Consider the following 25,824-nt stretch of genomic DNA (forward strand, 5'->3'; position numbering starts at 1 on the left):
ATAGTCATTCTGCAGCTATCAAACCAATCTTTTCGGAGTGTTCAATGGCTTCCGTACTTGAAGTAAAATAGCAAGTGGCAATATCCCGGTTTTGTATTTTTTTTATTTTGTCGACAACCAAAGGTTTTGGCTTTCTTGAAACCTGGCGTATATAAACGGCCTTAATATGGTATGGATATTCGGTACATATCCGCTCATAAATGTCGGCATCCTTTTGGGAATCGTCCCCCAACAAAACGTATTGAGTATGAGGATAAAATGAAATAATTTTCTTGATTTTATGATATTTATGATCATGGTCGCCACCTCCCGTTTTCAAAAAATCCAACAAGCCCGTTTTTAAATTTTTTAGTCGAAGAACTGCTTTGGGCAAGTGCTGTAATTTGGCAAATTCAAGGATAAAATAGTATAAGTTCCACTCGCTACTGGAAACAAAGAAAAAAGAGTTGGGATCATTTTTATTCAAATCGTTTTTTTCCAAGGCCACGTAGTGATCTACCACGTTTTCAAAGCTTTTTCGTTGGGTGACATTTTGCGTAAGCAATACGTACAGTTTTTTCCAGATATTTCCACTATGTGAAATCAAAAAAGTATCGTCTATATCAGAAATAATATTCATCCCTTTGCTAAAGGGCTTACGAAGTTCTGAACGCTCCAAAATACCAAACCCCTTGTTTCCATGAATACAGGAAACCTCATAGGGATGCCATCCGGGCTCCAAGTCAAAATGATAGGGCAGGGTGTACTCAAAAAACCCGTTAGAATCGGTTGTTGTGGTTGCCTTTAATCCTTTGAATGTTATTTGGACCTTCATTCCTTCCAACGGGCGAATGGTAAACATTTTCCATAGGCTTTTGATATGATAGAAGTTCTTTCTATCGACCCTGTAGTTGCTAGGTCCCCAAGATTCAAAGACATGACCAAAGACAACGATTTCTTTATCGTTGGCATATCCCCTATATAATTGTAAATCTAATTTCATTCGGTCAACCTTAACATCTGGCCCTCGGGAAAATACTTAATTTTGGAGAAAAGTATTTGTCCGTATGAAAAAGAATGTATTGTTGGTCATAAATCCAATAGCCGGTGGAACGGATAAAAAGGAAATTATAGCAGCGGTAAGGAAAAAGGCGGATGGATTGAACATAGCGTTAGAGATTTATAAAACCACTGGAGAACAGGATGGAAAAAGTATTCTAAAAAAATTAGAAAAGACCCATTTCTCAAGAGTACTCATTGCAGGTGGCGATGGTACCGTAAGGGAAGTGGTGGATGCTATAAAGGATAGGGATATCCTGGTTGGGATACTCCCTAGTGGTTCGGCAAATGGTCTTGCCCTTAATTTGAATATCCCAGATAATTTGGAAGAGCAATTAAAAATTGCCTTTGGAAATGCGTTTATAGTGATGGATATTCTTGAAGTAAACGGTAGCACATGTCTACATATCGCCGATATGGGGGTGAATGCCGCGCTCATCGAAAATTATGAGGAATCTGAAATACGGGGTAAATTGGGATATTTATTGCAGGCCATTCCCACATTGACCAAAAGTAAGTTTCCTTTTTTTGTAACCATTGAGGCCAATGGCAAAAAACACAGGGAGGAGGTGATTTTGGTGGCCATAGCCAATGCCCGAAAATTTGGTACGGGCGCCAATATAAACCCAACGGGCCAAATGGATGACAATGAATTTGAGATATTGCTCTTCAAAAATTTTGACATTGTTGAAATTATCAAAACCTTTTATGGTGATGTATCCAAAAACTCGGAATTTGTAACGACCATTAAAACCAAGGATGCAGATATTAGGTGTGAGGAGCCCATTCCATTCCAGGTGGATGGGGAATTCATGGGCTACAAAAAAGAAATAAACGCGAGGCTCAGACCTGAAAAACTGAAGATATTGTACGGAAGATAAACCTCTCCATTAGTATAACTTCGGCTTCACTCCTTTTTAAAAATTGACAGGATTTTCAACCTACTGTAATACAGATTATGTAATAACCTGTGATTTGTTTTCAAAGCAGTTAAACATAAGTCTTTTTGAGGAAGGTACATAGGGTGATAATGGTAACTTTACCTATAACCAAAACTCATAAAAATGCCAATCATTGGAAGTGTTATTAAAGGTATCATCGATGTTACCGATGTCCTATCTGGGGAAGAGAATCCCATTGAGGAACAACAAGAGGTTCTAAAGGAGCTATTGGAGAAGGCCGCCGAAACACAATTTGGAAAGGCGTACGGTTTCAGGGAAATCCTAAAGTCTGATGAAGTCCCAAAGGAATTTTCTAAAAAAGTGCCTTATTTTGACTATAACGGTATCAGCGACCAGTGGTGGTACAAACTACACGAGGGAGAAGAAAATGTTACCTGGCCGGGCAACCCAGACTATTTTGCATTGAGTTCCGGAACGACCGGTAAAACGAGCAAAAGAATACCGGTGACAGAGGTCATGATCAAGGCCATTCGTTGGGCAGGAATAAAACAGGTTTTGGCACTTAGTAATTTTGAGTTTCCGTCGGATTTCTTTGAAAAGGGAATTTTGATGTTGGGTAGTTCCACAGATTTAATTGAAAAGGACGATCATTTAGAAGGAGAAATAAGTGGGATAAGCGCAAGCAATATCCCCTCTTGGTTCCGTGGGTATTATAAGCCCGGGGAAGAAATTGCAGAAATAGATGATTGGGACGAACGTGTGGAAAAAATTGTAGAGAAAGCCCCTGATTGGGATATTGGAGGATTAAGCGGAATACCTTCTTGGATAGAATTGATGTTGAAGGAAGTTATAAAGGCCCACGGTTTAAAAAACATCCATGAAATTTGGCCCAATTTGGAAGTGTATACTTCTGGAGGAGTAGCTTTTGGACCTTACGAAAAGAGTTTTAATGCCCTAATGGGAAGGCCCATTACAGTAATCGACACCTATCTGGCTTCAGAGGGATTTATTGCTTTTCAGAGTAGGCCTGAAACGGATGCCATGAAGTTGGTGACCAATAATGGAATCTATTTTGAGTTTGTTCCCTTTGATCCGGATTATATTTTGGAAGATGGCTCGTTGGATCAAAATGCTCCGTCCTTGACACTAAGCGAGGTGCAAGAAGGTCAAGATTATGTATTGATCATTAGCACTGTAAGCGGAACGTGGCGTTATCTTATTGGGGATACCATAGAATTTACGGATGTGGCACGTGCCGAGATAAAGATTACCGGGCGCACCAAGTTTTTTTTGAATACCGTAGGATCACAGTTGTCCGTAAATAAACTGGATGATGCGCTTAAGGAATTGGAACATGCTTTGGACATAGAAGTACCGGAATATACCCTTTGCGCCAAGAAGTACAAAGATGGTTTTTATCATTCATGGTATTTAGGGACCAATGCCGATATTGACCCCAAAAAAGCCGCAAAAGTGTTGGACAACTCTTTAAAGGAGGCCAACAAAAATTATAAGGTGGCACGCTCAAAGGCTTTAGAGGGCGTTAAGGTGTTTGTTGTAAAGCCCGATGTGTTCTACGAGTGGAACGACCAAAATAAAAAGAAGGGCGGCCAAGTAAAAATGGAACGCGTAATGGGCGAGGAAAAATTTAGCGAATGGGAAGATTTTGTGGACAAGCAAAGCTAGATTCAAAGGCATTAATGGAGGGCCGCATCGCGTTCTTCTACCATGGACATGATTTCTTCGGGACTCACGTACAACCTTTTTATTCTATTGATATATTTCTCCGGAAGTCCAGCTTTTTCAAGAATAAATGACTTCGTCTCCAGAATATATTTTTCCATACCGTGGCTTACCGCGTAGAAGTCGGCACGCCGCTCGGCTTTTTTAAGGTACTTTTTTGATGTTAAGTATTTAATTCCAAAACCGATTAGATTAAGTCCGCTCCTATCTTTAAAATCCATGATATGACCTAATTCATGGCCCAACCAGCCTATCATAATTTCAGAAGGCATATCCGTTGTACTGTATAGTGTATCCGCTATTTTGATTTTTTCACTGATAAGGATTTTATAATTACGTTTCCCTTTTTTCTTAAAAACACTCCAAAAAGCGGGCTGTGCCTGCATCGTGGATTTTTTTATATGCGCCTTGAATTTGAATTCGATAGGTGTATCTGCAAGTTCGGGGTAATGCGATAGGGCCACCAGGGCTTCTTTTCTAATTTCATCGGGTATAATATGAGGTTCCGTATTGGGCATAAAAAAAGTAAATATTACAAGTATAAATGAGGGCAAAATATCAATATTTTATAGTAAAGGGCTAAAGAATTTGGCAAGGCCTTCCATAAACTTAAAGTAAATGGAACGTTTTTTAAAGGACTCCTTTTTTAGGAGAATTTCCTTTTTACAGTGGCCGAAAAAAAACTTTTCAATTTTTTGGGCAATCTCCTTATCGTAGACAAGGACGTTGGTTTCAAAGTTATGTTCAAAACTTCGGTAATCAAAATTTCCAGAACCGACCGATGCAATTTCACCATCGATGATGATGACCTTACTGTGCGAAAAATCGGGTCTTAGGTAGATGTTGGCCCCAACGTCGAGCAAAGCCTCGAATCCGGAAAACATACTGTATTTGGCCAGTAGGGAGTCCGATACTTTTGGGGTCAACAGATTCACTTCAATACCACTCAAGGCGGCTATCTGTAGAGCTTCGCGTACGGGCATCCCGGGTATAAAATAAGGGTTTGCAATGCATATACTTTTTTTGGCCGAATTGATCATCGCCAAATATTGTTGCATGATGGCCGGATACTTGGAATCCGGGCCACTGGAAACTACCTGTGCTATGCTGGTACCTTGGGCCTCGATTTTAGGAAAATAGGTGTCCTTTAGGAGTAAATCTTCATCACCTGCAAAGTGATAATCCTTAATAAATACACGTTGTAAACTGTTTACGACCGGACCTTCCAACCTAAGGTGAAGATCTTGCCACAGACCAAGATCGGAGATAGGATTAATATACTTGTCAGATACATTAAATCCGCCTGTAAAACCTATTTTACCGTCAATGACCACAATTTTTCTGTGATTGCGATAATTGAGGGTAAACAATAGATTACCGAATCGAATGGGCATTGAGGAGAATGCTTTTACACCAATATCCTTAAAGCGTTTTACCACCTTTCCGCGCAGGGAATGACTGCCTAGGGAATCATAGAGCATTCTGATCTCGACCCCTTCTTTTACTTTCTTTGAAAACAGGTCATAGAATCTATCCAATAAATCACCCTCTTCTAAAATATAATATTGTACATGAATGAATTTTTCAGCTTTTTCAATGGCCTTAAAGATGGCTCCAAAAGCTTCTTCCCCATCATTTAGCAATTCGATCTTGTTTCCTTCATAGGGAGCAAAGTAGCTGTTTTTTCGTATTAAGGAAGCAATCTTATCGTGTTTGTAATTATCAAAGTCATGTACACTTTTCTCACCCCCCTTGAGTTCCTTGTAGGTTTCTGAGTAGAGTTTTCTTTTTTCGGTCTGTTTTAATTTAAAAAGCTTGAATTTTCTACGGTTGATACCAAAAAGATAGTATAGAATAGGCCCTAAAAAGGGTAGTATGATTACGGTTAGGGACCAACTGATCATTTTGGTGGATCGCATTCCATAAAAGATAATATTGACAATGCTCCAAATGGTAACGAGTAAATAGGCTATCCAAAGTATGGTGTTCATTTAGTATCTTTAAAGTAATCAACAAGATAGTGCATTTTAAGGTTGTTAATGGGCTAGCATAGCGTTTCGAACACTTTTAATGGGATATGAGTTAAGTTTTGGTGAGGCTAGATATTAATTTTAAAAACAAATCATATGGGAGTTATCGCAATGGACAAAAAACAGATTACTTTATATTACAGTTCGGAGAATTCTATCGGTAAACAAATTAATGCCTATATCCAATCTTCCAAGAAGAAAAATTTAGCTGTCGATGTTTCCAAAACCAATGTAACCGGAACCCAGTGGGCAGAATTGGCAGATGGACTTAATAAAGAAATTAGGGATTTAGTTGCACAAGATCACCCGGATTTTTTAGAAACCTACGGGGAAAACCAACAGGAGTTGGATGAGAATGATTGGCTTAAAATTTTGGAAAAAGAACCCCATCTCTTAAAAAACCCCATTGCCATTGACGGCGAAAACTATATTGAGCTTGAAAGTGCAGCTAGTTTTAAAAAATTTATGGAACCCGATAGTGCCGGTTTGGAGAAATCCTAAGCACACCTATGGTGTAAGGGGTAGGATTTATTGAAACTATTAAATGCTTGGTAGCTTATGAATTTTAAACGTATTATTACATGGGCACTGGGTGTTACAATTTTCTCCTTAGGACTATACTTTTTGGCCCAATGGCAAATGAAAAAGGCCGTAGTCGAGTTTTTGGAGCGCAAGGTTCCTAATCATATTCAATATTCCTTTGATCAAATAGATATTAACCTTGTCAATGGTGATCTTAAGTTTGGAAATACTAATGTCAATAGTACCGGACGCCAAACCTCTTCCTGTGAAATAATAATTCAAACCGATGAAATCCTTGTAAAAGGATTTAGTTATTGGCGATTCTTTTCAAAGAACCAAATCCATGCCCGTAAAATTGAATTGGTTAGACCCTCATTAAACTTCAAGACCTGCCCGAAGGACACCACCAATATTTCTCAAGCAAACAAACCCATTAATCTTTTAAAACCGATTTCCGTAGACAAAATTGTGTTTAGGAAGGGTAAAGTGGAGATAGCCGATTCCTCAGGGGATGAGAATCTATTAAAAGTGGAGACCATTGACTTCTCCATGAAAGATGTAAGTACGGATGCTACTCAAATAAAGGAATATATACCTTTTAAATTTGAGGATTACGATTTGAGTTTTTCCAATGTGAGTGGTCCTTCGGGTGAATATGAAGAATTTTTTATTGGAAACTATAGTATGGATAGCACTTCCATTGAAATTTTGGACTTTAAGTTCAACACAAAATATTCAAAACAGGAGTTGAGTGAAAAAATAAGGTATGAGAGAGATCATTTGGATTTAAAAATACCATCCATCCGAATAAATAGGCATAATCTAGATGTGGTCGATGAGACCCTTTTTTTAAATTTTGATACGATAGACGTACAAGAGCCCAAATTTGATGTTTACCGGGATAAAGAGTTATTGGAAAACCAAACAAGACGTCCATTATATGCAGAGTTAATTAGAAGGTTACCAGTAAAACTACGGATTGCGAAGGTAGCCATACATGAAGGGTATTTAGCTTACGAAGAAAACGCTCCAAATAATGCCAGACCTGGGATTCTAACTTTTGAAGATTTAGGGGTAACCGTAACCAACTTCTCCAATATGCAGGAAAATACGGATATGGTAAACATTAAAATTAATTCGGCATTCATGGGGAGCGGCATGTTTACCTTGGATTGGAAGTTTAATGTTTTTGATCAAAAAGATGAATTTATAGTTTCTGGGGGACTTAGTAATTTGGAAACATCCAACTTAAATGATTTTTTGATTCCCAACGCTAGGTTAAGAGCGGAAGGGACCATAGACCAAATGTATTTTACCATTAGTGGAGGGGAATATACTGCGCAAGGAGATATCAAAATGAATTATGAGGACTTTAAACTACAATTATTGGACAAGGAGCGTGATCACGTTAAAAAAATAATTTCCTTTCTTGGTAATTTGTTCATCAATGATGGTTCCAGGGCAGATGAGGATGGCTACAGGTATGGGACCATAGAAGTCGAAAGAAACCGTAATAAATCTTTTTTTAACTATTTATGGATTGGTCTAGAAGATGGACTCATTGATGTCATTACGGGTAGTGGCAAAAAGAAATAAAAAAGAGGGCAAAAAGCCCTCTTCAAATAGTGTTCAATGTTTATCGTTAATGATCATCGGCAACGTCTTCTACAGCGTCCTCAACTTCTTCGGCACCGTCTTCGATACCATCACCAACATCTTCCACGCCTTCTTCAATTTTTTCACCTGTAGATTTTTCTTCCCTACAGCTCAGCGCAATTCCTACTGTCATTAGACAAAAAAGGAACATAAATAATGACTTTCTCATGATTTTTGTTTTAAAATTATTAATTGGGTAAAGGTTGTTATGTAGTATCTATACTACTTTTTTTCCTCTAATAAGGGATATAATGAAAAGAACTATAAATATAAAAAATAGCACTTTTGCTATACCTGCGGCTCCCGCAGCTATTCCTCCAAATCCAAGAATTCCGGCAATAATTGCCAATATTATAAAAGTTATCGTCCAGCGTAACATATTGTGTTTTTTAAAATTAATATACTAAAGGGTCTATCCCCCTTTCTACATTTCAAAGATCACATTAATGTCTGGATGCTGTTTGTTGTAAAAGAGTAATGATTGACTCATTCAATGGGTTTGCCAATATCCCTAATGGATTGATTTAATTGCACTTATAACAAATGGGATTTTCTTTAACACTATTGGGCCGTAATTTTAAACTTGACTGTATTTTGTTATATCTTGTGGGTTATTGCAACAATATATGGGCGAGAAAAAGGAACTTAAAGAACTCAACGTAGTTGACGTTGTAAAGGATATTGCAAATCGTTTACGTGTAGACTATGAAACTGAAAACAATGAGATCTGTATTGATATTCCAGAAGATGCCGGTACTGGTACCATAAAGGCCATGTCCTTTTCCCATGGGGTAGGTCTAATGGATTTGAACGTTCGGCTTAAAAATGAAATACATTTTGAGCTTAATCAATCCCTGGTCCAACCTTTGGAACTCATTTATAATAGGGAATCCCAATTTAGACATAGATTTAATGGCAAGGAAGATGCCCATGATATAAATCATTTGGAAAGCGCTATGTTGTCCAGTAATGGAAAATATTCCAATATGGTGGTGTTACCGGCCAAGGACCCCATATGCTTTTTTATAATAGAAATAAACCGTAAACGTTTTGAGGAAAAGATCGGTGATTTTCTACCGGATATGAATTCTGACCTTGAGGCCTTGTTTCGGGATGTCAATGGTGTAAATCTTTTTTTCTACAAGAGCAATTACAGCTTGAATATTGCCCGGTGTATCGAGGAAATAATGGAATGCGAACACACAGGTTTTCCAAAAAGTGTTTTTATAGAGGGAAAGTGTTATGAAATTCTGGCTCATCATTTAAGACAATATATCGATGATTCCGCAGATCCGGATAATAGAAAAATTTTAAGGCAGGCCACCGTTAAGAAGTTGGAGGAGGCCACCGACATAATTTCTGCCGAACTTGAACAAGTGGATAATATCATTGCATTGGCCAAAAGGGTAGGGCTGAACCAGAATACCCTTCAGAATGGATTTCAACATCTATATGGAATGTCCGTCAATCAATACATTAGAAACGAGCGAATGGAAATGGCCAAGAACCTTATGGAGAAAACCGATTTGAATATTACCGAGATTACCTATAAAATCGGAATAAATTCGAGAAGTTACTTTTCCAAGCTGTTCAAGGAGAGGTATGCCATGACCCCTACCCAATATTTAAAAAAATTGAATCCAAAAAAGGCAAGAACTAAATCGGCTTGATGGCCTGGTCCCTCACCATATAAATAATCTTTTTTAAGTCTTTTAACATTTTTTTTAACCCTTTAGCATCGCAATTGTGTTAATGAACGTTTCATAATTGTTAATGCATGCCACTAAATTCCAATTTCTTTGTATTAGTTGTTTTTTGTTTTAAATAACTATGAAAGAGATTGTTATAAATAGTGTAAGGGATGAGGATTTGCTCATGGGCTTTAAAGAGTGCCTAAACGGTACCCTGGAAGACCAATGGGGAGAGAAGGTCGTTAGGTTTAATAATGATTTAGCTAAAGGATTTATTAGAAACATAGGATTTGATTGGGGCATATCCTTATTGGATTGTCATATCACCTTTTTTGATGATGTAAAGTTGACCGTAAAATCCAAGGGTATTGCCCCACTGGAGTTCATTTTCATTTCTAAAGGAGGTTTCACCTATAAGGAAGGCCATTTAGGGGAAAAATTGGAGTTGGAACAATTTCAAAATATTATTTTGTCAGCGGAAAGGTTTCAGGAAAAAAACTTCGTTTTTCCGGCAAATAAGGAACTAAAGGTGAATTTTATAAGAATCTTCAAAAAGGAATACCTAAAGAAGAAAAACAACAATGTAACCTACCTAAACCAGCTATTGTTCTCTGTGTTCAACGATGATAAAAATACTTTGCCCTATTCTCATGGTGGTAGCTATAGCCTTAAGATTGCAGACGAGGTAAAGGAATTGGGGAATGTTTACGAGAGTGGTATCATGCGAACCTTGTCCATTGAAGGTAGGATATACCTTATTCTTTCCTTGCAATTATTGGAACACCATAATTTTGAAACCAAGGAATCAGTTAAGGAATCGCTATCCAAAGAGGACATAAAAAAAATACATGTGCTCACGGAATATATTATAGATAATATTTCCGGTTCCATTTCAATTAAAGTACTTAGCAGAAAATCTGGGTTGAGTCCCAAAAAATTGCAGTTAGGTTTTAAAGTCCTTTATTCCAAAACGGTTAACGAATATGTAAGGCAGCTAAAACTGGAAGTGTCCCGGGATTACTTGAAGAATTCTGACTTGACCATATCCGAAATAGTTTATCTCGTCGGTATAAAGAGTAGAAGTTATTTCTCTAAAATTTTTCATGAGGCCTATGGTGTCCTTCCCACGGATTATCGAAAACATTTAAAAGCAGGAAAAACCAGTTGATTCAATCCGCTAGATGCTAACCTAAAGACATATTTGGGCTTTTGTCCAAATTTTTTTGATTGTAATATGCATCTGAAATTGAGGTGGCACTAAAATCCTGCTTAGGAATTTTCTTTAAAAATTGCCTGGTTCTCATAGGGGTTGTATTGAAATCAAGCCATTCGTCCTTCTTATCCACAGGTATGGTCACCGGCATTGAATCTACGGTGTTTTGCACTTGTTTTATAAAATCGTCCGATTTTCCGGTTAAAATGGAACACGTTAGAAAACCATCTTCCAAAATCGTGTAGATGCCGGCCAAATAGAAGGGACTTCCGTTCTTTAGGGCTATTTTAAAGTTGTATGCCTCACCGTTTTCTATAAGAGTAGTAAAAAAACCTGTTACGGGAATAAGACACCTTCTGCTTATTAAAGCTTCTGAGTACCAAAGCCCGGAATCCATGGAGTCTTCTTGAAAATTTAAGGTATTGAAGTTGTTTTGAAAATCACTCCAGTCCGCAGTATAGTTGTCCGGTAAGAGTCCCCAAATGGACAAAGAGAGTTCATCTGGTTTATCCATAGTAATGATTGGAATGGATACTTCTGTCAATCCGTGGATAATACTTTGGGGTTTGTAGAGGTTTGGATATTTAAAAGAAGCTTTTGTCATTCTTTCCAAAATTTCCTTCTCCGCCGTATTTGATAATTTAAAATACATAAACCTCTTCATTTTACACATGCAAGTAAACCATTTTCAGGTACTGGTATTGATTTAAATGGCAAAAAACGTAATCCATTAGAAATAAGTTGTTTAATTCTCCTAAGGATTGGCCGTATTTACTGTATTTCGTTAAATATTTATGCTATTTCGGCAATGGCCGGCATAAAAACGGATTATCTTTATTATAGGGTAAAATCCTACAGAAAAAGAAATAAATACCAATATGAAAACACGTAGAAAAAATGCTTTGCATGAGCTAAATCTCTTAAGTAAGAGGTTTAAGGGTGAGGTTACAAATGACAATGGGGTTCCCATGTTGGTTGTAGATTCATCAATTGGCTCAGGTCAAATCAATATAGTAAATTTAGAAAAAGGCCTTATGGCCATGGAATTCGATTTATCCCTAAAACAGGATTTTGAACTCCTTTTGGATCAAACGAATGACGAATCCGTATACTTATTTTACTGCCTTAAAGGAAATTGCTTTCATAAATTCAGTGGTAATGATATTGTTACCAAATTGGAAGAATTACAAACGGCGGTTGTTTTTGATGATGATTCACATACCACCAAGCTAATTTTTAAGAGGGACGAACATGTCATTTTCAATTGCCTTAGGGTAAATATACAGGAGAACCAAAAAGGCGCGGAAGAATCCGAAAGGGAAACTTTGGTTTCTTTATTGAATTCTTATGATAAAGAAGTTATGGGCCATTTGCATGTAGGTAAATTCAATTTGGAGATTGGGGAACTGATCAAAAAGTTGGAGGATGCCAAATTTGCAAATTCACTTTCTTCCCTAAGCTACTTTAACGGGGTATGCCATATGATATTGGCAAAACAGATAGAACAGTTCCAGAAAGACTTGGAAAAAGGCCTCAAACCGGCTACTACGCTTCTTAAAAAGGAATTAGAGATGATCAGTGAGCTTACGGATTATATAAACAACTATCCAGAGGTGGAACATAGTATTAATAGTATCTCTGAAAAATCCGGACTATCCCCATCAAAATTACAGCTTGGGTTCAAATTTATGCACGATGCCACTCTGGGCGAATACATAAGGCTTGTGAGGCTTGAAAAAGCTGAGGAGTTGATTAGGACAACCGATCTTAATATCTCCCAAGTAGTTTATTCCATTGGGTTTACAAGCAGAAGTTATTTCTGTAAAATTTTCAAAAAGAAATACAACTGTAGTCCCAAGACCTATAAAAAGAATGCGAACAAAGTCGTGTTAAAAAAAGAAAAGAAGGCTGCTTAGCCTTCTTTTTTTCCATTTCCTAGCCTGTTTTTATGCGAGGTCTTCCAAGGTTTTTATATTGGATAGACCTTTTTCTATAGCATTTTTTTGACTTTTTAAAACTGCGGATGTGCTACTTGGCAGGGAGGTTTCCGTAAGTACATCTTCATATTCATCAAGAGTAGCCTTTTCTCCTCTAATGGCTTCTTCAAGCATAGCTTCGGCATCATCCGAAGAAAACATTGCCTTTATGTCCATCCAAGTTCTGTGGGCCTTACTGGTAAGACTGTCCCCTTTGTCCACGTCTTGGCCAAAACTGGCAATTTCATTCTTCAATTCGTGACCAAAATCGTAACGCTGCTTGGCTTTATTTTCAAAATACGTCTTTAAGGCGACGTTGTCCGTATTGTTTGCAGCCTTTTTAAAACCTTTTTCCGCATCATAGGTTTTTTCCAAGATGTCATTTAATTTATTTCCTACTTTTTCTGTGTACGTGCTCATTTTTATTCTCGTTTAAGTGATAGGCCTTTTTTGGGATGTGGGCCATTTAACATGTTCATCCTTACTTCATGTGATAGAACTTGTTCCTAAGCTTAAAGGACTCTAAATGTCGTTTCTTCTCATTCATGCGTTCTGGATTATTTTTATTGGTTCCATCGTAGTCGAGGGAATCCATATCTATATCAATGAAGGATTCACTGGTGTTGGGGTTTTGGAACTTCAGCTCGGATTTTGTGGTTTTATCGAAAGCATTTTCCTTTAAAAAAATCAATAGGAAGCCCATCGCCGTAAAGATAGAAATTGCCCCTAATAGTTCTGCAACGGATATCATATCTGGGTTTTTTACAAAGCTAATGACGCCCTGTATGTTCTATTGTCTTAATAAATCCGTGTTTTTGCTCAAACAAATACAGCAAATTTTTGTAGGTATTGGGTTAAAATTTAGAAGGTCGTAAATGGTTTGTGAATCTATTTTTTCGGAATTTCACAGTAATAGTTAATATTCCAAATTGTTTAGAATTTGTGGGCTCACTCAAGAGCCTCCTCCCCATTGTCCCGTTCTCCAACATTTTAGGGGCACTGGGGGGCACAAGTTCAAGAAATGTCTTGGCTCATGATTAGAGAAGGTACGGTTGTAAAATGGAAATGGGGTTCTGGATATGCCAAAGGCAAAGTCATGGAATCCTTTGACCATAAAATCACCAAGGAAATAAAGGGGGCAAAAGTAATCAGAAACGGAACAACAGATGATAAACACTCTTTATTGAACAAAACGATGGTGACCACGTTCTAAAAAGTGAGAGCGAGGTTGGGAGGGTTGAATAAGAACCCTTTTAATGGATTTACTCCTCATCTTTCTCATTTTTCCCTGAAGCGATTTTTAGCTTTTGCGGAAAATCCAATGTCCTAATGGGGAATGGGATGTTGATATCGTTTTGGTCAAACGCTTTTTTAACTGCAATCATAGCATCCGTTTTTGCCCTGGCTACCTCAAGGGCAGAAGTTGATTTGATCCAAAATCTGGTCTCAAAATTTATGGAACTGTCACCAAATTCCTCATATAGAAAAATGATGTCTTCTTTTTGTTCTATAGATTCAAAGTTTTCCAAAATGGTTTTCTTTACCAAATTCCTAACAAATTCCAGGTCAGATTCATAACCCACACCACATTCCAGAATTACCCTGGACTGCGCCGTTGTGGAATAGTTTTTAATGGGGTTTTCAACTACCAACTTATTGGGCAGAAAGACTAGATTGTTATCCGGTTGCTTAAGGGTTACGGAACGGAGATCCAAATCAATCACTTCACCTTCAAACCCGTTGCTCTCTATCCAATCACCAAATTTTATATGTTTAATATAAGAAAGGACAATTCCAGAATAGGTATTGGCCAGTGCTCCTTGAAGTGCCAGACCCACGGCTAGACCTACAACTCCGGCACCGGCAAGAACTGTATTGAGGGCTTTACTAAGATTAAGGATTCCCAGAACCAGGAACAGCCCCATAAGCACAATAACTATAGAGGCAATTTTGGACAAAAGACTTTTCATGGATGCCTGTAACTTGGTCTTCTCCAAAAGTTTTGCCACGCCCTTACTTATATATCTGGAAATAAATAGGGATACGGAAAAAACGATTACAGCTATAATAATGTTGGGCAAATTAAGGATGAGGGCATCAAACCAATCGTTCAATTTCTCCATCATTTTAGACCATGCCTCTGAGAATTTTTTGTCCATGTTTCTAGTTTAAAGATTATTTAAGGGTTTGTACTCCCTAATTAGTTTTAGAATTTCTTGTTCTGTTTTAGTTAGGCCGGGTTAATTTTTCCAATGTATATCTTCGTCAATACTCAATTCGCCCATTTCATATTTTTTTGCAACCAAGGGATGCACATAATACTTTCTACAGACATTCCTGGTATTTCCAAGTTGTTTTGCTGTTTCATCGAACGCCTTTAAAATATTCTTCTTCGTTTGAGAATCGGACGAAGGTCGTGGTAAATCCTTCAGGGTTTCATAGAAAACAACGGTGCCTGCCCACGTTCTAAAATCCTTGGCCGTGAATAAATGACCACTTATTTCATGTATGTAATCGTTGACCATGCCACTATCTACCGAAGTTTTAATACCCTCCTTGTCAAAAAATTGAAAAAGTTCCCAACCTGGAATTTCCTCACATTTACTTACCAATTTTACCAGTTTCTTGTTTTTAAGGGTTATGCTGTGCTTTTTGCCTTTTTTCCCGTGAACTCAAACTTCACATTGTCCTTAAATAGCGTTACGTGTTTTGATCTAAGCGTAGAAAGTCCATAGGTGTTATTCCTTTTTGCATATTGTTGGTTTCCTATTCTGATATGGGTTTCTTCCATTAGACTTAAAATCAAGGCCAATACCTTGTTCTTTTGCCCTCCCTCCAATCTTAAATCCTTTTCAATTCGATCTCTAATAATTGGAAGGGATTCCCCAAAATGGAGCATCTTATAGAACTTGGCCCTATTTCTTACAATAAGCCAAGTGGGATGATATCTATATTGGGTCCTTTTTTTTACATCATAACCAATTGCCTGTAAATGCGCATTTGATTGGGTGGCAATCCTAACATCCTTCCAAGCAGGGGGGATGACCAACTTCTTGATTCTTTCCAAATCACCTTTCTTTCTTAATGGCTTCTCATGCAGCTGGTATACAAATTCCTCTCCTTTTCTTAATCTTAAAATGGACAAGGTGTCCCGGTTGACATAAGTTAAGTCCATGTGGGATGCCGCCTGACTAGGTTGACTCATTAATTTATCAATGAAGTCTATATCATATGTAATGGTCGATTCCATTAAAATTGGGGGAATGTTTTATTATTTGAGTTGTGGGGTATAAAAAAATGACTCAAGTATGTTTTACCACACGAGAATCATTTTTCAACCAATCAACCAAAATTCTATTTCTCGTATATCACTTTAGAATCTTTCATATCCTTATCTATTTCGGACATATTAGCGACATACTCGTATTTACTGTTGAACATGCTATCCGGTCTTTCACCAACAATAATATACTTTACGTCCATTTCTGGAGCCTTTAGTACAACTTGATCGGAAACCCTCATGGTTTTGTCACCAATCGAAGTATCTGTACTGGTCAATTCTGAGACTACATAAAGTTTATTGCCGGAAGCGAATATTTTTCTAATATCAATGTTATGTTCGGTATCAGTAACTTCTGCTTCCACCATAATGGTTCTTTCTTCAATTTGAGTACTGTCACCTTCGGGCATGTCCACATCTATATATGGAACTTCTACCTCTTCTTCCTCCATGACCACTACTACCTTGGGTACGGATACTGTTTTGGTGGTGGTTCCCACATCGATATCGGCCCAGTTTACATCATATTCCGGTAGTTCTCCTGCGTCTGCCATAACATCTACATCTAGTTCTGGCATTTCTCCTTTTTCTTCTTTTTTTACATTACAGCTAACAATAAGTGCCCCTATTCCTGCTATCATCAATAATTTCTTCATTATATCTTTTTTAAATGTTCCTAATTCGTTTCATTACAAAACTAAGGGAGAAGCCCGGTCTCTTTTTGCTGTATCCCTAGGAATCTTAACGGTAACAGAATCTGTATGTTATGCTATATTTATAGCGGGTTTACGAAGTAATTATTTTAGTTATTGAGTTACCTAAATAGAAACAATTCCTTTAAGTTGGTACTTGCTTTGAAACGCTATGGCAAGAAAGATTTAACATATAATATAATCCCGAATTTGATGAATTCCATGAAGACAACTCCAACCTTATTGTGTATACCCGATATAAGCGGTTTTACCGAATTTATGAGCGAAACGGATTTTGACCTTAGTTCCAAGGTAATTCCTACCCTTTTGAACAAAATAATATACTCCAATAAGATAGGCCTCAAGGTTTCAGAAATTGAAGGGGATGCTGTCCTCTTTTTTAGAACGGGTAAGATGCCCCCTTTGAAGAAGCTGATTGAACAATGTGAGAATTTTTATATTGAGTTTTATAAGCAACTTGATGAGTTAAGGGACCAATATAAAGACTCCAAGGACGCCCCAATAATTCCAGAGGTACTTGGCCTTAAAATTATTCTTCATTATGGAGAGGAAGTGGCCTCTACCAAGGTGGGAAATAGAATAAAATTATTTGGTGAGGACCTAATCGTTGCCCATAGGCTTTTGAAGAATAAAATTAGGATGGATGAATATATTCTCTTGAGCGATGGTATCAGCAATTATTATAAGGAACACGACCTTGATGATAGTTTTGATTGGGGCCAGTTAAAAAAGAACTTTACTGAATATGACCACGTGGGTAAGGTCTATTACCATTATATCAATTTAAAGCCGCTTATAAGCAAATAAGTTCTTTTTAGTTATAAAATCAAAGTCAGTTTTGATTGGAGTCAAGGCTTGTTTCTATTGAGCCAACTCTCCATGTTCCTTCTACGTAACTTTGAAGGTAAAAGGAATTATTAATCAAAAAATACTAATATGAGCTATTTGGATATTGAAACTTCAAAGGTGGAACCAGTTGTTAAAGAGTTAAACACCTTGCTGGCCGATTATAATATCTACTACCAAAACCTACGAGGATTTCATTGGAACGTATTGGGCAAAAATTTCTTTGATCTTCACGTAAAATTTGAAGAGCTATATACCGATGCAAGAATAAAAATTGATGAAATCGCAGAAAGAATATTGACTCTTAGGCATCATCCGGAAAGTAGGTTCACGGAGTACATAAAACTTTCGAAAGTGGAGGAAACCTCTTCTTTGATCAGTGATAAAAAAATGGTAGAACGTATATTAACAGATCATGAAATTATTCTTAGGCAAATGAGCAAGGTAGTTAAGAAAGCCGAGGACGCCGGGGATGAAGGAACCATTGATATGTTGGGAGGCTATATTGCAAGTTTGGAAAAGGTGAGCTGGATGTTGGACGCCTGGACCAAGGATACCCGGGATCAGTTATAAGAATAGGATTCATTTAGAAACTATATACAAAAGCTCCCAAGGAGAGCTTTTTTTATTGAAGGATAGGTCAATTTGGTTTTTATCATAGGTCTTTAAAGGATCAAACTCCATAAATGTCATACCTTATCCCTAATTTTGGGCAATCTTGGGTTATACTACCCGGGTTTACAAATGGGGAATATGATGACAATTACAATAACGGGTATTTCAACAAGTGATAACGTACACCAATTACAGCAACAGATTGGTGGTAATCTAACGGAAAGATGGGGGGAGTTTACGTTGTCTGTCAACAATGCCAAAGCAACGGGTTCCATTCGATATATTCCATTTGATTGGGGAGTTACCTTGTTGGAATATGATATTGTTTTTCATGAGGATGTGGTTATGGTACATGATTCCCCACAATTCAATCCCATACGTTTTTATTATTGTTTAGAGGGTTACTGTGAAAATCGTTTTGCAAACCAACCTGAGAGTGAGCGAAAGACCTTGGAGCAATTTCAATCTGTAATTATCGCCAATACAGATGATTCTGCCAGTTTTGGATATTTCTCAAAAGATGTAAAACTGGCCATTAACGTGGTGCAGATTACGAGAAAAAAATTCCTCAAGAAGCGTTTGAACGGCGTTGAGCAGCTCAATAAGAAACTCTATACCATTTTTATGGATGCCGATCATGAAAATCGATTTTCCTATTTTGGATCATACAATTTAAAGTTGGCCAATAAAATAGCCGCATTAAGAAAGGTGAAACATAAAAATGGCATGATAAGAATCATGCAAATTGAAGGTTTGGTCTATGAAATTTTGGCCATGCATATAGGTCAGCATGAACGGGAAAGTAAAAATTCCCTTCCAGAAACTTCGTTGTTGCGGAGAGAATTGAAAATTATTAGGGATTTGGCGAATAAGATTGCGAAAAATGTATCCAAGGATTATACTTTGGAACAACTATCAAGGGATTCCGGATTATCTCAAGCAAAGTTGCAAGAGGGTTTTAAGTTGTTGTATACTAGAACGGTAACGGAATATATTAGACATGTTCGTCTTGAAGCTGCTAGGGATTATTTAAGCAAATCCGACATGAATGTTTCCCAAGTGGTCTATTCTATTGGTTTTAGTAGTAGAAGTTATTTTTCCAAAATTTTTAAAAATAAATACGGAATTAGTCCAAGTGAGTTTAATAATAAAGTAAAAAGACCAATGAACGTGGAGGTCGTTTAAGAGCTTCCGTTTTATTTTAGTATTTTCTTAATTAAATAGAGCATCCCATATTTCTTAACAATGGAGATTGAAGTGGCAAGCCAATTGTAAGGGCTTAAATCTTCTTTAACTTCCTGTTTAAGGCCTTTAAGCTCTTCCAATGCAATTTTTCGCTCAAGGTCCAATCTCTGCAAATCATATTCTATCTCATCAAAGTTCTTATACATTTTTAATTGAAGAATTTACGGGATAATTTCCTTACGATCAAATTGTCAATTCTATTTCGAAATGTAAAAAGAACCATGACTATGACAAAGAAAAATAATCCCATTATTAAGCAAGAATAAATCATGCTGCCTAGGACCTCACCTAGATAAATTGTAGCGCCTACCGTTAAAAACAATATTCCTAAAAAAGCCAAACTACCGAGTATGGCCATTTTACAGAACATTCCGGTAGTTGATGCTAATTGGTGAAAGACTTTAAGTTTGTAGTACTCCTGCGTCTTCCTATAAAACTGCTCACTTATGTCCACAGCCTTGTTAGAAGTATCGTTGAGTGATTCAAAAACCCCCATTTACGAAGTCTTTTGGAGTTTCTTGTTTTTGGCTTTCAGCTCGGACAACTTCTTTTCCAGGGTGGTAATAACATCCTCTGTCTTATAACTCACATCAGATACCAAGGATTCTACCCTGTGGTCTAAGGATTGTTTCTCTGAGGCAATACTACTTGCCACCCTATCTTTTAGGGTGATAGCATTCTCAGTTAAATGATCTTTTGTTTCGTTGGCCTTGTCGGCAATTCTTTTTCTAGTAATCTCTCCTTTATCGGGAGCATAAAGAATTCCTAGTGCTGCACCTATGGCGGATCCTGCGATAATGGCCAAAAGTGTATTTCCAGTATTATTACTCATAATGATTGATTTTAAATTACTTCATGATGTCTTTCATCATTTACATGAACAAAGGTGCACTTAAAATAGAACTTGGCTTAGCTCAAATACATTAAATATTGACGGCAATGCCTAAAGTGCAAAAGGGTTAACAAAATAAGGAAAAGAACTAAGACGAAACGCATTTCAAACTTAATTTTGAAAGTTATACAAGCAAACAAAAGAATATGTCTAACATTTGGTCAAAAAACCCGTACACGGGAGAAAGCATAAAAGAATACTATAAAGATACATCAGCTTCCATTGAAGAAAAATTAAAGATGGCCCAGTCGGTCCAAAAGGAATGGTCGGATAAAACGATCGAGGAGCGTTGTGAATTGTTGCAAAACGTATCCGAGCTACTTCTGGATAGAAAGGAAGAATACGCAAAGCTGATAAGCATGGAAATGGGAAAACCAATTTCCCAAAGTATTGCTGAAATAGAGAAATGTGCATGGGCGTGCGACTTTTATGCCTTTAATGTCGAAGACCTTCTGGCCGATGAAATTATTGAAACCGATGCCAAGGAAAGTTTTATTAGCTACGACCCATTAGGATGTATTTTGGCCGTCATGCCCTGGAATTATCCCTTTTGGCAGGTTATGCGCTTTGCAGCGCCAACATTGACCGCTGGAAACACGGGTATATTAAAACATGCCAAAAATGTTCCCGGGTGTTCCAAGGCCTTGGAGCAGTTGTTTTTGGATGTAGGTTATCCTAAAGGTTGTTTTCAGGCCATTCTCGCTGGTCATGAGGAAATTGAGGAATTAATCAGGAATGATGGTATTAAGGCCGTGACCTTGACTGGAAGCGAAAAAGCGGGAAGGGGAATTGCACAAGCCGCCGGTAAAAACCTGAAGAAATCAGTGTTGGAGTTGGGGGGCAACAATTCCTGTATTGTTTTTGAGGATGCGAACTTGGACAAGTATTTGGATACTATGGTGCAGGCCAGGATGCAGAATACGGGGCAAAGTTGCATTGCGGCGAAACGATTTATTGTGTGTCCTGAAATCTATGATGAATTTCTGGAAAGATTTATAGGGGCGACCAAAAAACTTACCGTAGGAAATCCTATGGATAACGACACTTATATAGGTGTTCTTGCCAGGGCAGATTTGGCGGATACCTTAAAGGAACAAGTGGACAAATCTTTGGAGAAAGGTGCTAAACTGATTGTGGGTAACAAAAAGGACGGAGCATATTTTGAACCCACTATTCTTACCGAAGTAACACCCGGAATGCCGGCATTTGATGAGGAAACCTTTGGACCCGTTGCGGCTATTATCAAAGCGGACAATAGAAGACATGCGATAGAATTGGCAAATATATCTAGCTATGGACTAGGGTCCATGTTGTTTACAGAGGATATTGAACATTCTTTGGAACTCATTCCTGAAATTTCCGACGGTGCCTTTTTTGTCAATGAAATGGTAAAATCAGACCCAAGGTTGCCCTTTGGGGGAACAAAAAATTCAGGGTACGGAAGAGAACTTTCAAGAGAAGGAATTTTAGAGTTTGTGAATAAAAAAACAGTTTACATTAAAAATTAAAAATATGAAGCAAGGAGAAGAAAAAACAGAATTTGTTAAGGAACCGGAAAAAGAAAAACGCGAATTTATATTTCAGAAGGATAAAAAGACAAAAATTGGTACCGCCATTGTGATTGGTTTTTTGATTCTTATGATTTTGGGCGTAGTGTTTAGCGGAATAGCCTTCGATTAGTAACCTAAATTTTTAGTAAGTAATCAAATTGACTTTATGATTAGACCCCCCATTCGTATTAAACACCTTCCTTTTTGGATAAACCAATTTCTTTGTACCCTAATCCTACTATTTTTGGGCTCTTGTGCCAGTTTCAAAGAGCATCAAAATATTCCAGAGGTTTCACCGGGTAATCCACAGAATATCAGCTACACGTTTTATTTGGCAGGTGGATTTGGTAACCCTTCCAAAGCCTCTAACAAAAGACTTTTGGAAAAATTTAGGTCAGAAATCAACACTTCCGATGATAATAGCACGGTCATCTTTACTGGTGACAATATCTCTACGGAAATGGGAGATTGGTCCAAGGATAGTTTGTTGATACGGGAACAGATGGAATTGGTAAGGGATTTTAAGGGCAATACTATTTTTCTTCCAGGGAACAATGAATGGAAAAGTTACGAACTGGATAAAATGGAAAAGGTCGAAGATTATCTCAAGGAAATCGACAAGGAGGGCATTGATGTTTTCCCGGAAAATGGATGTCCTATCGAATACAAGGTCATCAATGATAATCTTGACCTTATCTTACTGGATTCCAAATGGTTCATTGCCAATTGGTCCAGATTGGTGGATATTAACAAAAAGTGCGATAATATAGTGACCAGAAGGCGCTTCATGGAGGAATTGGAGGGCTACATTAATGATGGCCAAGGAAAGAACATTGTTATAGCCATGCATCATCCGGTAATGAGTAATGGCACCTACGCCGGAACGGAATCTTTTAAATCGCACATGACCCCTTTACCGGTTTTGGGAACATTGCGTAACGCGGTAATGGATCTTGGGGCTTTCAATCCAGATCATTTAAATTCAAGAAGGTACAATTATTTAAGAATAGCCGTAAGTGCCTTGGCCCAAGCGAATGACCGTATTACATTGGTTTCAGGCCATGAGGAAAATCTACAGTTATTGTCAGGAGGCGGAATCCATCAAATTATTAGCGGCTCCCTAGGCAGTAAAAGTCCAACAAAGATTGAGAAAAAACACATTACGGCCATTGGGGGCTCCATGGCATATGAAGGCGATTACGCCTATGGGGAACGGGGTTTTGCTAGATTGGACTTTTATAATGATGGAAGCTCCAAAGTAACCTTTTTTTCAGAAGATGATTTGGATGATCTAGAGACGTTTGATGTTCTGGAACCTATGGAAAAGGAAAAGGAGTATAAAAGGTTTGATGAAAGTTTAAGCAAATCGGTTACCACTCCCATTTTGGACAATCCTGAGGACTATGATAAAAGCGGCTTTTACAAGTTCTTGTGGGGGGAGAGGTATCGGTCTTATTTTGGTAAGTCGGTTAATGCTCCGGTAGTGAAGTTAGATACCTTATATGGCGGGCTCTATGTAGTAAAGGAGGGTGGAGGTCATCAATCTTTCTCCTTGCGATTGGCAGATAAGGATGGTAAACAATATGCCATGCGTTCCCTGAGAAAGAGTGCCCTAAAGTTTTTAAAGTTCAAGCTTCCGGGTATATCCTATAATTCCGATGACTATAGGGATACCTGGGCAGAGGAGGTTATATCTGATTTTTTTACGACTGCCCACCCTTATATGCAATTGGTAGTAAACCCACTTGCGAAATCGGTCGGTATCAACCATTCGGATACTGAGTTGTTTTATGTTCCCAGGCAGCCTCAGCTAGAGGAGTACAATGAAAATTTTGGTGATGAACTTTATTTTATACAAAGACGTCCATCCGATGAACAATTAAATTATAAGGGATATAGGAGAACAATTGACAAGGTATCGGGAAAGGTCAAGGATTTTGAGAGTACCACGGATATGCTCGAAAGAATAAAGCGAGACGAATCCTTTGCCATCGACCAGAAAAACTTCATCCGTGCCCGAATTTTTGATATGCTCATTGGCGACTGGGACAGGCATCAAGATCAGTGGCGGTGGATAGAATACGAAACCCCGGATGGTGAAAAGGAATTTATGCCCGTGCCAAGAGACCGCGATAATGTTTTTCCCCGGTTTGACGGAAACGCCATGAAATTGGTAAAACTCTTTGTGCCAACGACTAAAAGATGGCAAACCTTTGACGGCGATATTGACAATGCCAAATGGCAGAATATGGGGGGCAATAGCTTGGATAGGGCCTTGTTAACAAAATATGGCGTAGACACATGGGTGGCGGAAGCTGAGTATATACAAGAGCACATGACATCCCAAGCGATAGAACGGGCCTTTATGAGATTACCTGTTGAGGTTAGGGACAATACAGCTCAATTCCTGGAGCAAAGTTTGAAGGAACGACTCAAAACGTTGCCCGATAAGGCCAGGGAATACGGGGAATACCTAAACAAGGTGGTGGCCGTAACGGGAACAGAAAAAGATGATCTTTTTGAGGTGGAAAAATTGCCTAACGGCGCCTTGTCCGTTACTTTAAGGAGACTCTTGACCGATAGGAAAAACGAAATTTTCTTTCAAAGGATTTTTAAGGAAAGTGAAACCAAGGAAGTTTGGTTGTACGGTCTGGGTGACGATGATATTTTTAGGGTTACAGGAAACGCCGACCCCGGAATAAAAATTAAGATTATAGGAGGATATGGTGAAGATATCTATGAGATAGCTAACAAGAAGCGTATAAAGGTCTACGATTGGGAACATGAAAAAATCCATTTTAAGGACGAGGAGCCCAAGAAGCAGCTTAGTGATATCTATACGACCAATAACTATCATTGGCGGTATTTTAAGCCCAATACGAATGTCATAGTTCCCACAACGGGTTTTAGAACGGATGATGGGGTGTTCTTAGGGGCATCAAATACCTATACCGTCAACGGTTTAAATGGAAACGATTTTAAACAAAAACATACGTTGAGCGCCAAATACTATTTTAATTTCCAAGCAACGGAGGTACAATATTCCGGTGCTTTTGGAAATGTTTTTCCAAAGTGGAATTTTATCATGGATGGTTTTTATACAAGTGATAGGTATGCCAGGAATTATTTTGGTACGGGCAATGATACCTTTAATGACGAGGATAACCTTGGAAGGGATTATTACCGGGCCCGATTGAAACAATTGAACCTAAGCGCGGGAATTTCCTATTATACATTGAAAATAAGGGGGCTTTTTGAATCTTTTAAAGTAAACGAAAACGATCAAAGATTTTTTAACCGAAGCATTTTGAGCCCAGAACTGTTTCAGAATCAGAATTATGCAGGGGCAGAGCTATCCGGTTATTATGATAACGAGGACGCGGATGACTTTCCAACAAAATCGATTTATATCGGTTTGCGAATGGGTTACAAGACCAATTTCAACCTCAAGGACAACAACTTTGCCTACGGGTCCCTTAAGCTTGGTTTTAACCATAAAATTATTTCATCAGGAGCCTTGGTTTTGGGCAGTACCGCAGAGTACAGTACAGTGTCCAAATCCAATGATATCTTCTTTTATCATATCCCTTCCATTGGGGGCAATAACGGACTTAGGGGCTTTAGGGACGAACGTTTTACGGGAAGGTCGTCCTTTTACCATACCTCAGATCTTAAATGGAGGGTCAAACGCTACGTTACTGCCGTTACCCCGGTCACAATTGGCATGTTTGCCGGATTTGATTATGGCAGGGTTTGGAGTTCCAACGAAAGTTCGGATACATGGCATACCTCCCAAGGGGGTGGGTTATGGATTAGTAGTTTAAAAGCATTAACTTTTAACATTGGTTATTTCAATTCTAGGGAAGGGAATATGGTTCAAGTTGGATTTTTGGCACCTTTTTAAAAACTAAA

Annotated in this window: 27 protein-coding genes and 1 pseudogene; 14 read left to right on the forward strand and 14 right to left on the reverse strand. The window is 38.1% G+C overall.

Annotated features, from left to right (window positions below):
* Positions 1-4: 4 nt before the first annotated feature.
* On the reverse strand, positions 5-982 hold the full coding sequence (locus CJ263_RS11330) for an App1 family protein (protein ID WP_094997378.1): 978 nt from the start codon (positions 980-982) through the stop codon (positions 5-7).
* Positions 983-1,046: 64 nt separating this feature from the next.
* On the opposite strand from CJ263_RS11330, the gene CJ263_RS11335 reads away from it, so the two are divergent.
* Positions 1,047-1,919: a diacylglycerol/lipid kinase family protein gene (locus CJ263_RS11335; RefSeq protein WP_094997379.1), complete on the forward strand. Its 873-nt coding sequence runs from the start codon at positions 1,047-1,049 to the stop codon at positions 1,917-1,919.
* 183 nt (positions 1,920-2,102) lie between these two features.
* Complete coding sequence (locus CJ263_RS11340) at positions 2,103-3,626, forward strand: GH3 family domain-containing protein (protein ID WP_094997380.1); 1,524 nt, start codon at positions 2,103-2,105, stop codon at positions 3,624-3,626.
* A gap of 11 nt (positions 3,627-3,637) precedes the next feature.
* Here the strand turns inward: CJ263_RS11340 and CJ263_RS11345 are convergent, their stop codons facing one another.
* Both CJ263_RS11345 and cls read right to left on the reverse strand, forming a co-directional pair.
* The gene (locus CJ263_RS11345) at positions 3,638-4,201 is read right to left on the reverse strand and encodes a hypothetical protein (RefSeq protein WP_094997381.1); all 564 of its coding nucleotides are present in this window, start codon (positions 4,199-4,201) and stop codon (positions 3,638-3,640) included.
* A gap of 48 nt (positions 4,202-4,249) precedes the next feature.
* Positions 4,250-5,674, reverse strand: coding sequence for a cardiolipin synthase (gene cls, locus CJ263_RS11350; RefSeq protein ID WP_094997382.1), 1,425 nt, complete (start codon positions 5,672-5,674; stop codon positions 4,250-4,252).
* A gap of 135 nt (positions 5,675-5,809) precedes the next feature.
* Here cls and CJ263_RS11355 point away from each other — a divergent pair, with 135 nt between their 5' ends.
* Positions 5,810-6,214 carry an arsenate reductase family protein gene (locus CJ263_RS11355; protein WP_094997383.1) on the forward strand — a complete coding sequence of 135 codons (405 nt, stop codon included), beginning with the start codon at positions 5,810-5,812 and terminating at the stop codon, positions 6,212-6,214.
* A gap of 57 nt (positions 6,215-6,271) precedes the next feature.
* On the forward strand, positions 6,272-7,831 hold the full coding sequence (locus CJ263_RS11360; RefSeq protein ID WP_094997384.1) for a DUF748 domain-containing protein: 1,560 nt from the start codon (positions 6,272-6,274) through the stop codon (positions 7,829-7,831).
* Positions 7,832-7,877: 46 nt separating this feature from the next.
* Here the strand turns inward: CJ263_RS11360 and CJ263_RS11365 are convergent, their stop codons facing one another.
* Together CJ263_RS11365 and CJ263_RS11370 are read right to left on the reverse strand one after the other, a co-directional pair.
* Positions 7,878-8,060: a hypothetical protein gene (locus CJ263_RS11365; protein WP_094997385.1), complete on the reverse strand. Its 183-nt coding sequence runs from the start codon at positions 8,058-8,060 to the stop codon at positions 7,878-7,880.
* A gap of 48 nt (positions 8,061-8,108) precedes the next feature.
* Positions 8,109-8,270, reverse strand: coding sequence for a DUF1328 family protein (locus CJ263_RS11370; RefSeq protein ID WP_094997386.1), 162 nt, complete (start codon positions 8,268-8,270; stop codon positions 8,109-8,111).
* Between the two features lie 247 nt (positions 8,271-8,517).
* Between CJ263_RS11370 and CJ263_RS11375 the strand changes: the two genes are divergently transcribed.
* On the forward strand, positions 8,518-9,561 hold the full coding sequence (locus CJ263_RS11375; RefSeq protein WP_094997387.1) for a helix-turn-helix domain-containing protein: 1,044 nt from the start codon (positions 8,518-8,520) through the stop codon (positions 9,559-9,561).
* 160 nt (positions 9,562-9,721) lie between these two features.
* Positions 9,722-10,750 (forward strand): helix-turn-helix domain-containing protein, encoded by a 1,029-nt coding sequence (locus CJ263_RS11380; protein WP_094997388.1) that lies wholly within the window; start codon positions 9,722-9,724, stop codon positions 10,748-10,750.
* Between the two features lie 16 nt (positions 10,751-10,766).
* Here CJ263_RS11380 and CJ263_RS11385 read toward each other — a convergent pair whose 3' ends face one another.
* Positions 10,767-11,447 carry an SOS response-associated peptidase gene (locus CJ263_RS11385; protein ID WP_158657134.1) on the reverse strand — a complete coding sequence of 227 codons (681 nt, stop codon included), beginning with the start codon at positions 11,445-11,447 and terminating at the stop codon, positions 10,767-10,769.
* Between the two features lie 226 nt (positions 11,448-11,673).
* On the opposite strand from CJ263_RS11385, the gene CJ263_RS11390 reads away from it, so the two are divergent.
* Positions 11,674-12,711 (forward strand): helix-turn-helix transcriptional regulator, encoded by a 1,038-nt coding sequence (locus tag CJ263_RS11390; protein ID WP_094997390.1) that lies wholly within the window; start codon positions 11,674-11,676, stop codon positions 12,709-12,711.
* 30 nt (positions 12,712-12,741) lie between these two features.
* Here the strand turns inward: CJ263_RS11390 and CJ263_RS11395 are convergent, their stop codons facing one another.
* Positions 12,742-13,191: a ferritin-like domain-containing protein gene (locus CJ263_RS11395; protein WP_094997391.1), complete on the reverse strand. Its 450-nt coding sequence runs from the start codon at positions 13,189-13,191 to the stop codon at positions 12,742-12,744.
* Positions 13,192-13,252: 61 nt separating this feature from the next.
* Positions 13,253-13,522 carry a hypothetical protein gene (locus CJ263_RS11400; protein ID WP_094997392.1) on the reverse strand — a complete coding sequence of 90 codons (270 nt, stop codon included), beginning with the start codon at positions 13,520-13,522 and terminating at the stop codon, positions 13,253-13,255.
* A 282-nt stretch (positions 13,523-13,804) separates the two neighbouring features.
* Here CJ263_RS11400 and CJ263_RS11405 point away from each other — a divergent pair, with 282 nt between their 5' ends.
* Positions 13,805-13,984: an HVA1 family protein gene (locus tag CJ263_RS11405; RefSeq protein ID WP_308423229.1), complete on the forward strand. Its 180-nt coding sequence runs from the start codon at positions 13,805-13,807 to the stop codon at positions 13,982-13,984.
* Positions 13,985-14,033: 49 nt separating this feature from the next.
* Here the strand turns inward: CJ263_RS11405 and CJ263_RS11410 are convergent, their stop codons facing one another.
* The 3 genes and pseudogenes from CJ263_RS11410 to CJ263_RS11420 form a co-directional block, all read right to left on the reverse strand.
* Positions 14,034-14,930 carry a mechanosensitive ion channel family protein gene (locus CJ263_RS11410; RefSeq protein ID WP_094997393.1) on the reverse strand — a complete coding sequence of 299 codons (897 nt, stop codon included), beginning with the start codon at positions 14,928-14,930 and terminating at the stop codon, positions 14,034-14,036.
* 81 nt (positions 14,931-15,011) lie between these two features.
* Positions 15,012-16,021: pseudogene (locus tag CJ263_RS21450) on the reverse strand (DNA topoisomerase IB).
* Positions 16,022-16,125: 104 nt separating this feature from the next.
* Entirely contained in the window at positions 16,126-16,707 is a 582-nt protein-coding gene (locus CJ263_RS11420) for a hypothetical protein (RefSeq protein ID WP_094997394.1), read from the reverse strand.
* A gap of 258 nt (positions 16,708-16,965) precedes the next feature.
* On the opposite strand from CJ263_RS11420, the gene CJ263_RS11425 reads away from it, so the two are divergent.
* The 3 genes from CJ263_RS11425 to CJ263_RS11435 all read left to right on the forward strand — a co-directional run bounded on the left by CJ263_RS11425 (position 16,966) and on the right by CJ263_RS11435 (position 19,410).
* On the forward strand, positions 16,966-17,571 hold the full coding sequence (locus CJ263_RS11425) for a DUF2652 domain-containing protein (RefSeq protein ID WP_094999222.1): 606 nt from the start codon (positions 16,966-16,968) through the stop codon (positions 17,569-17,571).
* A 129-nt stretch (positions 17,572-17,700) separates the two neighbouring features.
* Positions 17,701-18,183: a Dps family protein gene (locus tag CJ263_RS11430; protein ID WP_094997395.1), complete on the forward strand. Its 483-nt coding sequence runs from the start codon at positions 17,701-17,703 to the stop codon at positions 18,181-18,183.
* Positions 18,184-18,363: 180 nt separating this feature from the next.
* A complete protein-coding gene (locus tag CJ263_RS11435; RefSeq protein ID WP_094999223.1) occupies positions 18,364-19,410 on the forward strand; it encodes a helix-turn-helix transcriptional regulator in 1,047 nt (348 codons plus the stop codon).
* 11 nt (positions 19,411-19,421) lie between these two features.
* Here CJ263_RS11435 and CJ263_RS11440 read toward each other — a convergent pair whose 3' ends face one another.
* Genes CJ263_RS11440 through CJ263_RS11450 form a run of 3 tightly spaced genes read right to left on the reverse strand, consistent with a single transcriptional unit; the run spans position 19,422 to position 20,302 of the window.
* Positions 19,422-19,616: a hypothetical protein gene (locus tag CJ263_RS11440; protein ID WP_094997396.1), complete on the reverse strand. Its 195-nt coding sequence runs from the start codon at positions 19,614-19,616 to the stop codon at positions 19,422-19,424.
* A gap of 2 nt (positions 19,617-19,618) precedes the next feature.
* Positions 19,619-19,966 (reverse strand): hypothetical protein, encoded by a 348-nt coding sequence (locus tag CJ263_RS11445; RefSeq protein ID WP_094997397.1) that lies wholly within the window; start codon positions 19,964-19,966, stop codon positions 19,619-19,621.
* Positions 19,967-20,302, reverse strand: a complete 336-nt coding sequence (locus CJ263_RS11450; RefSeq protein WP_094997398.1) for a YtxH domain-containing protein — start codon at positions 20,300-20,302, stop codon at positions 19,967-19,969.
* A 206-nt stretch (positions 20,303-20,508) separates the two neighbouring features.
* Between CJ263_RS11450 and CJ263_RS11455 the strand changes: the two genes are divergently transcribed.
* From CJ263_RS11455 to CJ263_RS11460, 3 genes are read left to right on the forward strand one after another with little or no spacing between them, the layout of a single operon-like run.
* Positions 20,509-21,870, forward strand: a complete 1,362-nt coding sequence (locus tag CJ263_RS11455) for an NAD-dependent succinate-semialdehyde dehydrogenase (RefSeq protein WP_094997399.1) — start codon at positions 20,509-20,511, stop codon at positions 21,868-21,870.
* 4 nt (positions 21,871-21,874) lie between these two features.
* Entirely contained in the window at positions 21,875-22,042 is a 168-nt protein-coding gene (locus CJ263_RS20945; RefSeq protein WP_158657135.1) for a hypothetical protein, read from the forward strand.
* 36 nt (positions 22,043-22,078) lie between these two features.
* Complete coding sequence (locus CJ263_RS11460) at positions 22,079-25,816, forward strand: ShlB/FhaC/HecB family hemolysin secretion/activation protein (RefSeq protein WP_158657136.1); 3,738 nt, start codon at positions 22,079-22,081, stop codon at positions 25,814-25,816.
* Positions 25,817-25,824: the final 8 nt, after the last annotated feature.

Origin of the sequence: Maribacter cobaltidurans (genome assembly GCF_002269385.1) — a bacterium.
In the GTDB taxonomy this organism is placed as follows: domain Bacteria; phylum Bacteroidota; class Bacteroidia; order Flavobacteriales; family Flavobacteriaceae; genus Maribacter; species Maribacter cobaltidurans.

Bases quoted from the DNA above. Each gene is read 5' to 3' on its own strand.
- CJ263_RS11330 (WP_094997378.1), bottom strand. From the start codon at position 982: ATGAAATTAGATTTACAATTATATAGGGGATATGCCAACGATAAAGAA.
- CJ263_RS11335 (WP_094997379.1), top strand. From the start codon at position 1,047: ATGAAAAAGAATGTATTGTTGGTCATAAATCCAATAGCCGGTGGAACG.
- CJ263_RS11340 (WP_094997380.1), top strand. From the start codon at position 2,103: ATGCCAATCATTGGAAGTGTTATTAAAGGTATCATCGATGTTACCGAT.
- CJ263_RS11345 (WP_094997381.1), bottom strand. From the start codon at position 4,201: ATGCCCAATACGGAACCTCATATTATACCCGATGAAATTAGAAAAGAA.
- cls (WP_094997382.1), bottom strand. From the start codon at position 5,674: ATGAACACCATACTTTGGATAGCCTATTTACTCGTTACCATTTGGAGC.
- CJ263_RS11355 (WP_094997383.1), top strand. From the start codon at position 5,810: ATGGGAGTTATCGCAATGGACAAAAAACAGATTACTTTATATTACAGT.
- CJ263_RS11360 (WP_094997384.1), top strand. From the start codon at position 6,272: ATGAATTTTAAACGTATTATTACATGGGCACTGGGTGTTACAATTTTC.
- CJ263_RS11365 (WP_094997385.1), bottom strand. From the start codon at position 8,060: ATGAGAAAGTCATTATTTATGTTCCTTTTTTGTCTAATGACAGTAGGA.
- CJ263_RS11370 (WP_094997386.1), bottom strand. From the start codon at position 8,270: ATGTTACGCTGGACGATAACTTTTATAATATTGGCAATTATTGCCGGA.
- CJ263_RS11375 (WP_094997387.1), top strand. From the start codon at position 8,518: ATGGGCGAGAAAAAGGAACTTAAAGAACTCAACGTAGTTGACGTTGTA.
- CJ263_RS11380 (WP_094997388.1), top strand. From the start codon at position 9,722: ATGAAAGAGATTGTTATAAATAGTGTAAGGGATGAGGATTTGCTCATG.
- CJ263_RS11385 (WP_158657134.1), bottom strand. From the start codon at position 11,447: ATGTATTTTAAATTATCAAATACGGCGGAGAAGGAAATTTTGGAAAGA.
- CJ263_RS11390 (WP_094997390.1), top strand. From the start codon at position 11,674: ATGAAAACACGTAGAAAAAATGCTTTGCATGAGCTAAATCTCTTAAGT.
- CJ263_RS11395 (WP_094997391.1), bottom strand. From the start codon at position 13,191: ATGAGCACGTACACAGAAAAAGTAGGAAATAAATTAAATGACATCTTG.
- CJ263_RS11400 (WP_094997392.1), bottom strand. From the start codon at position 13,522: ATGATATCCGTTGCAGAACTATTAGGGGCAATTTCTATCTTTACGGCG.
- CJ263_RS11405 (WP_308423229.1), top strand. From the start codon at position 13,805: ATGATTAGAGAAGGTACGGTTGTAAAATGGAAATGGGGTTCTGGATAT.
- CJ263_RS11410 (WP_094997393.1), bottom strand. From the start codon at position 14,930: ATGGACAAAAAATTCTCAGAGGCATGGTCTAAAATGATGGAGAAATTG.
- CJ263_RS11420 (WP_094997394.1), bottom strand. From the start codon at position 16,707: ATGAAGAAATTATTGATGATAGCAGGAATAGGGGCACTTATTGTTAGC.
- CJ263_RS11425 (WP_094999222.1), top strand. From the start codon at position 16,966: ATGAAGACAACTCCAACCTTATTGTGTATACCCGATATAAGCGGTTTT.
- CJ263_RS11430 (WP_094997395.1), top strand. From the start codon at position 17,701: ATGAGCTATTTGGATATTGAAACTTCAAAGGTGGAACCAGTTGTTAAA.
- CJ263_RS11435 (WP_094999223.1), top strand. From the start codon at position 18,364: ATGATGACAATTACAATAACGGGTATTTCAACAAGTGATAACGTACAC.
- CJ263_RS11440 (WP_094997396.1), bottom strand. From the start codon at position 19,616: ATGTATAAGAACTTTGATGAGATAGAATATGATTTGCAGAGATTGGAC.
- CJ263_RS11445 (WP_094997397.1), bottom strand. From the start codon at position 19,966: ATGGGGGTTTTTGAATCACTCAACGATACTTCTAACAAGGCTGTGGAC.
- CJ263_RS11450 (WP_094997398.1), bottom strand. From the start codon at position 20,302: ATGAGTAATAATACTGGAAATACACTTTTGGCCATTATCGCAGGATCC.
- CJ263_RS11455 (WP_094997399.1), top strand. From the start codon at position 20,509: ATGTCTAACATTTGGTCAAAAAACCCGTACACGGGAGAAAGCATAAAA.
- CJ263_RS20945 (WP_158657135.1), top strand. From the start codon at position 21,875: ATGAAGCAAGGAGAAGAAAAAACAGAATTTGTTAAGGAACCGGAAAAA.
- CJ263_RS11460 (WP_158657136.1), top strand. From the start codon at position 22,079: ATGATTAGACCCCCCATTCGTATTAAACACCTTCCTTTTTGGATAAAC.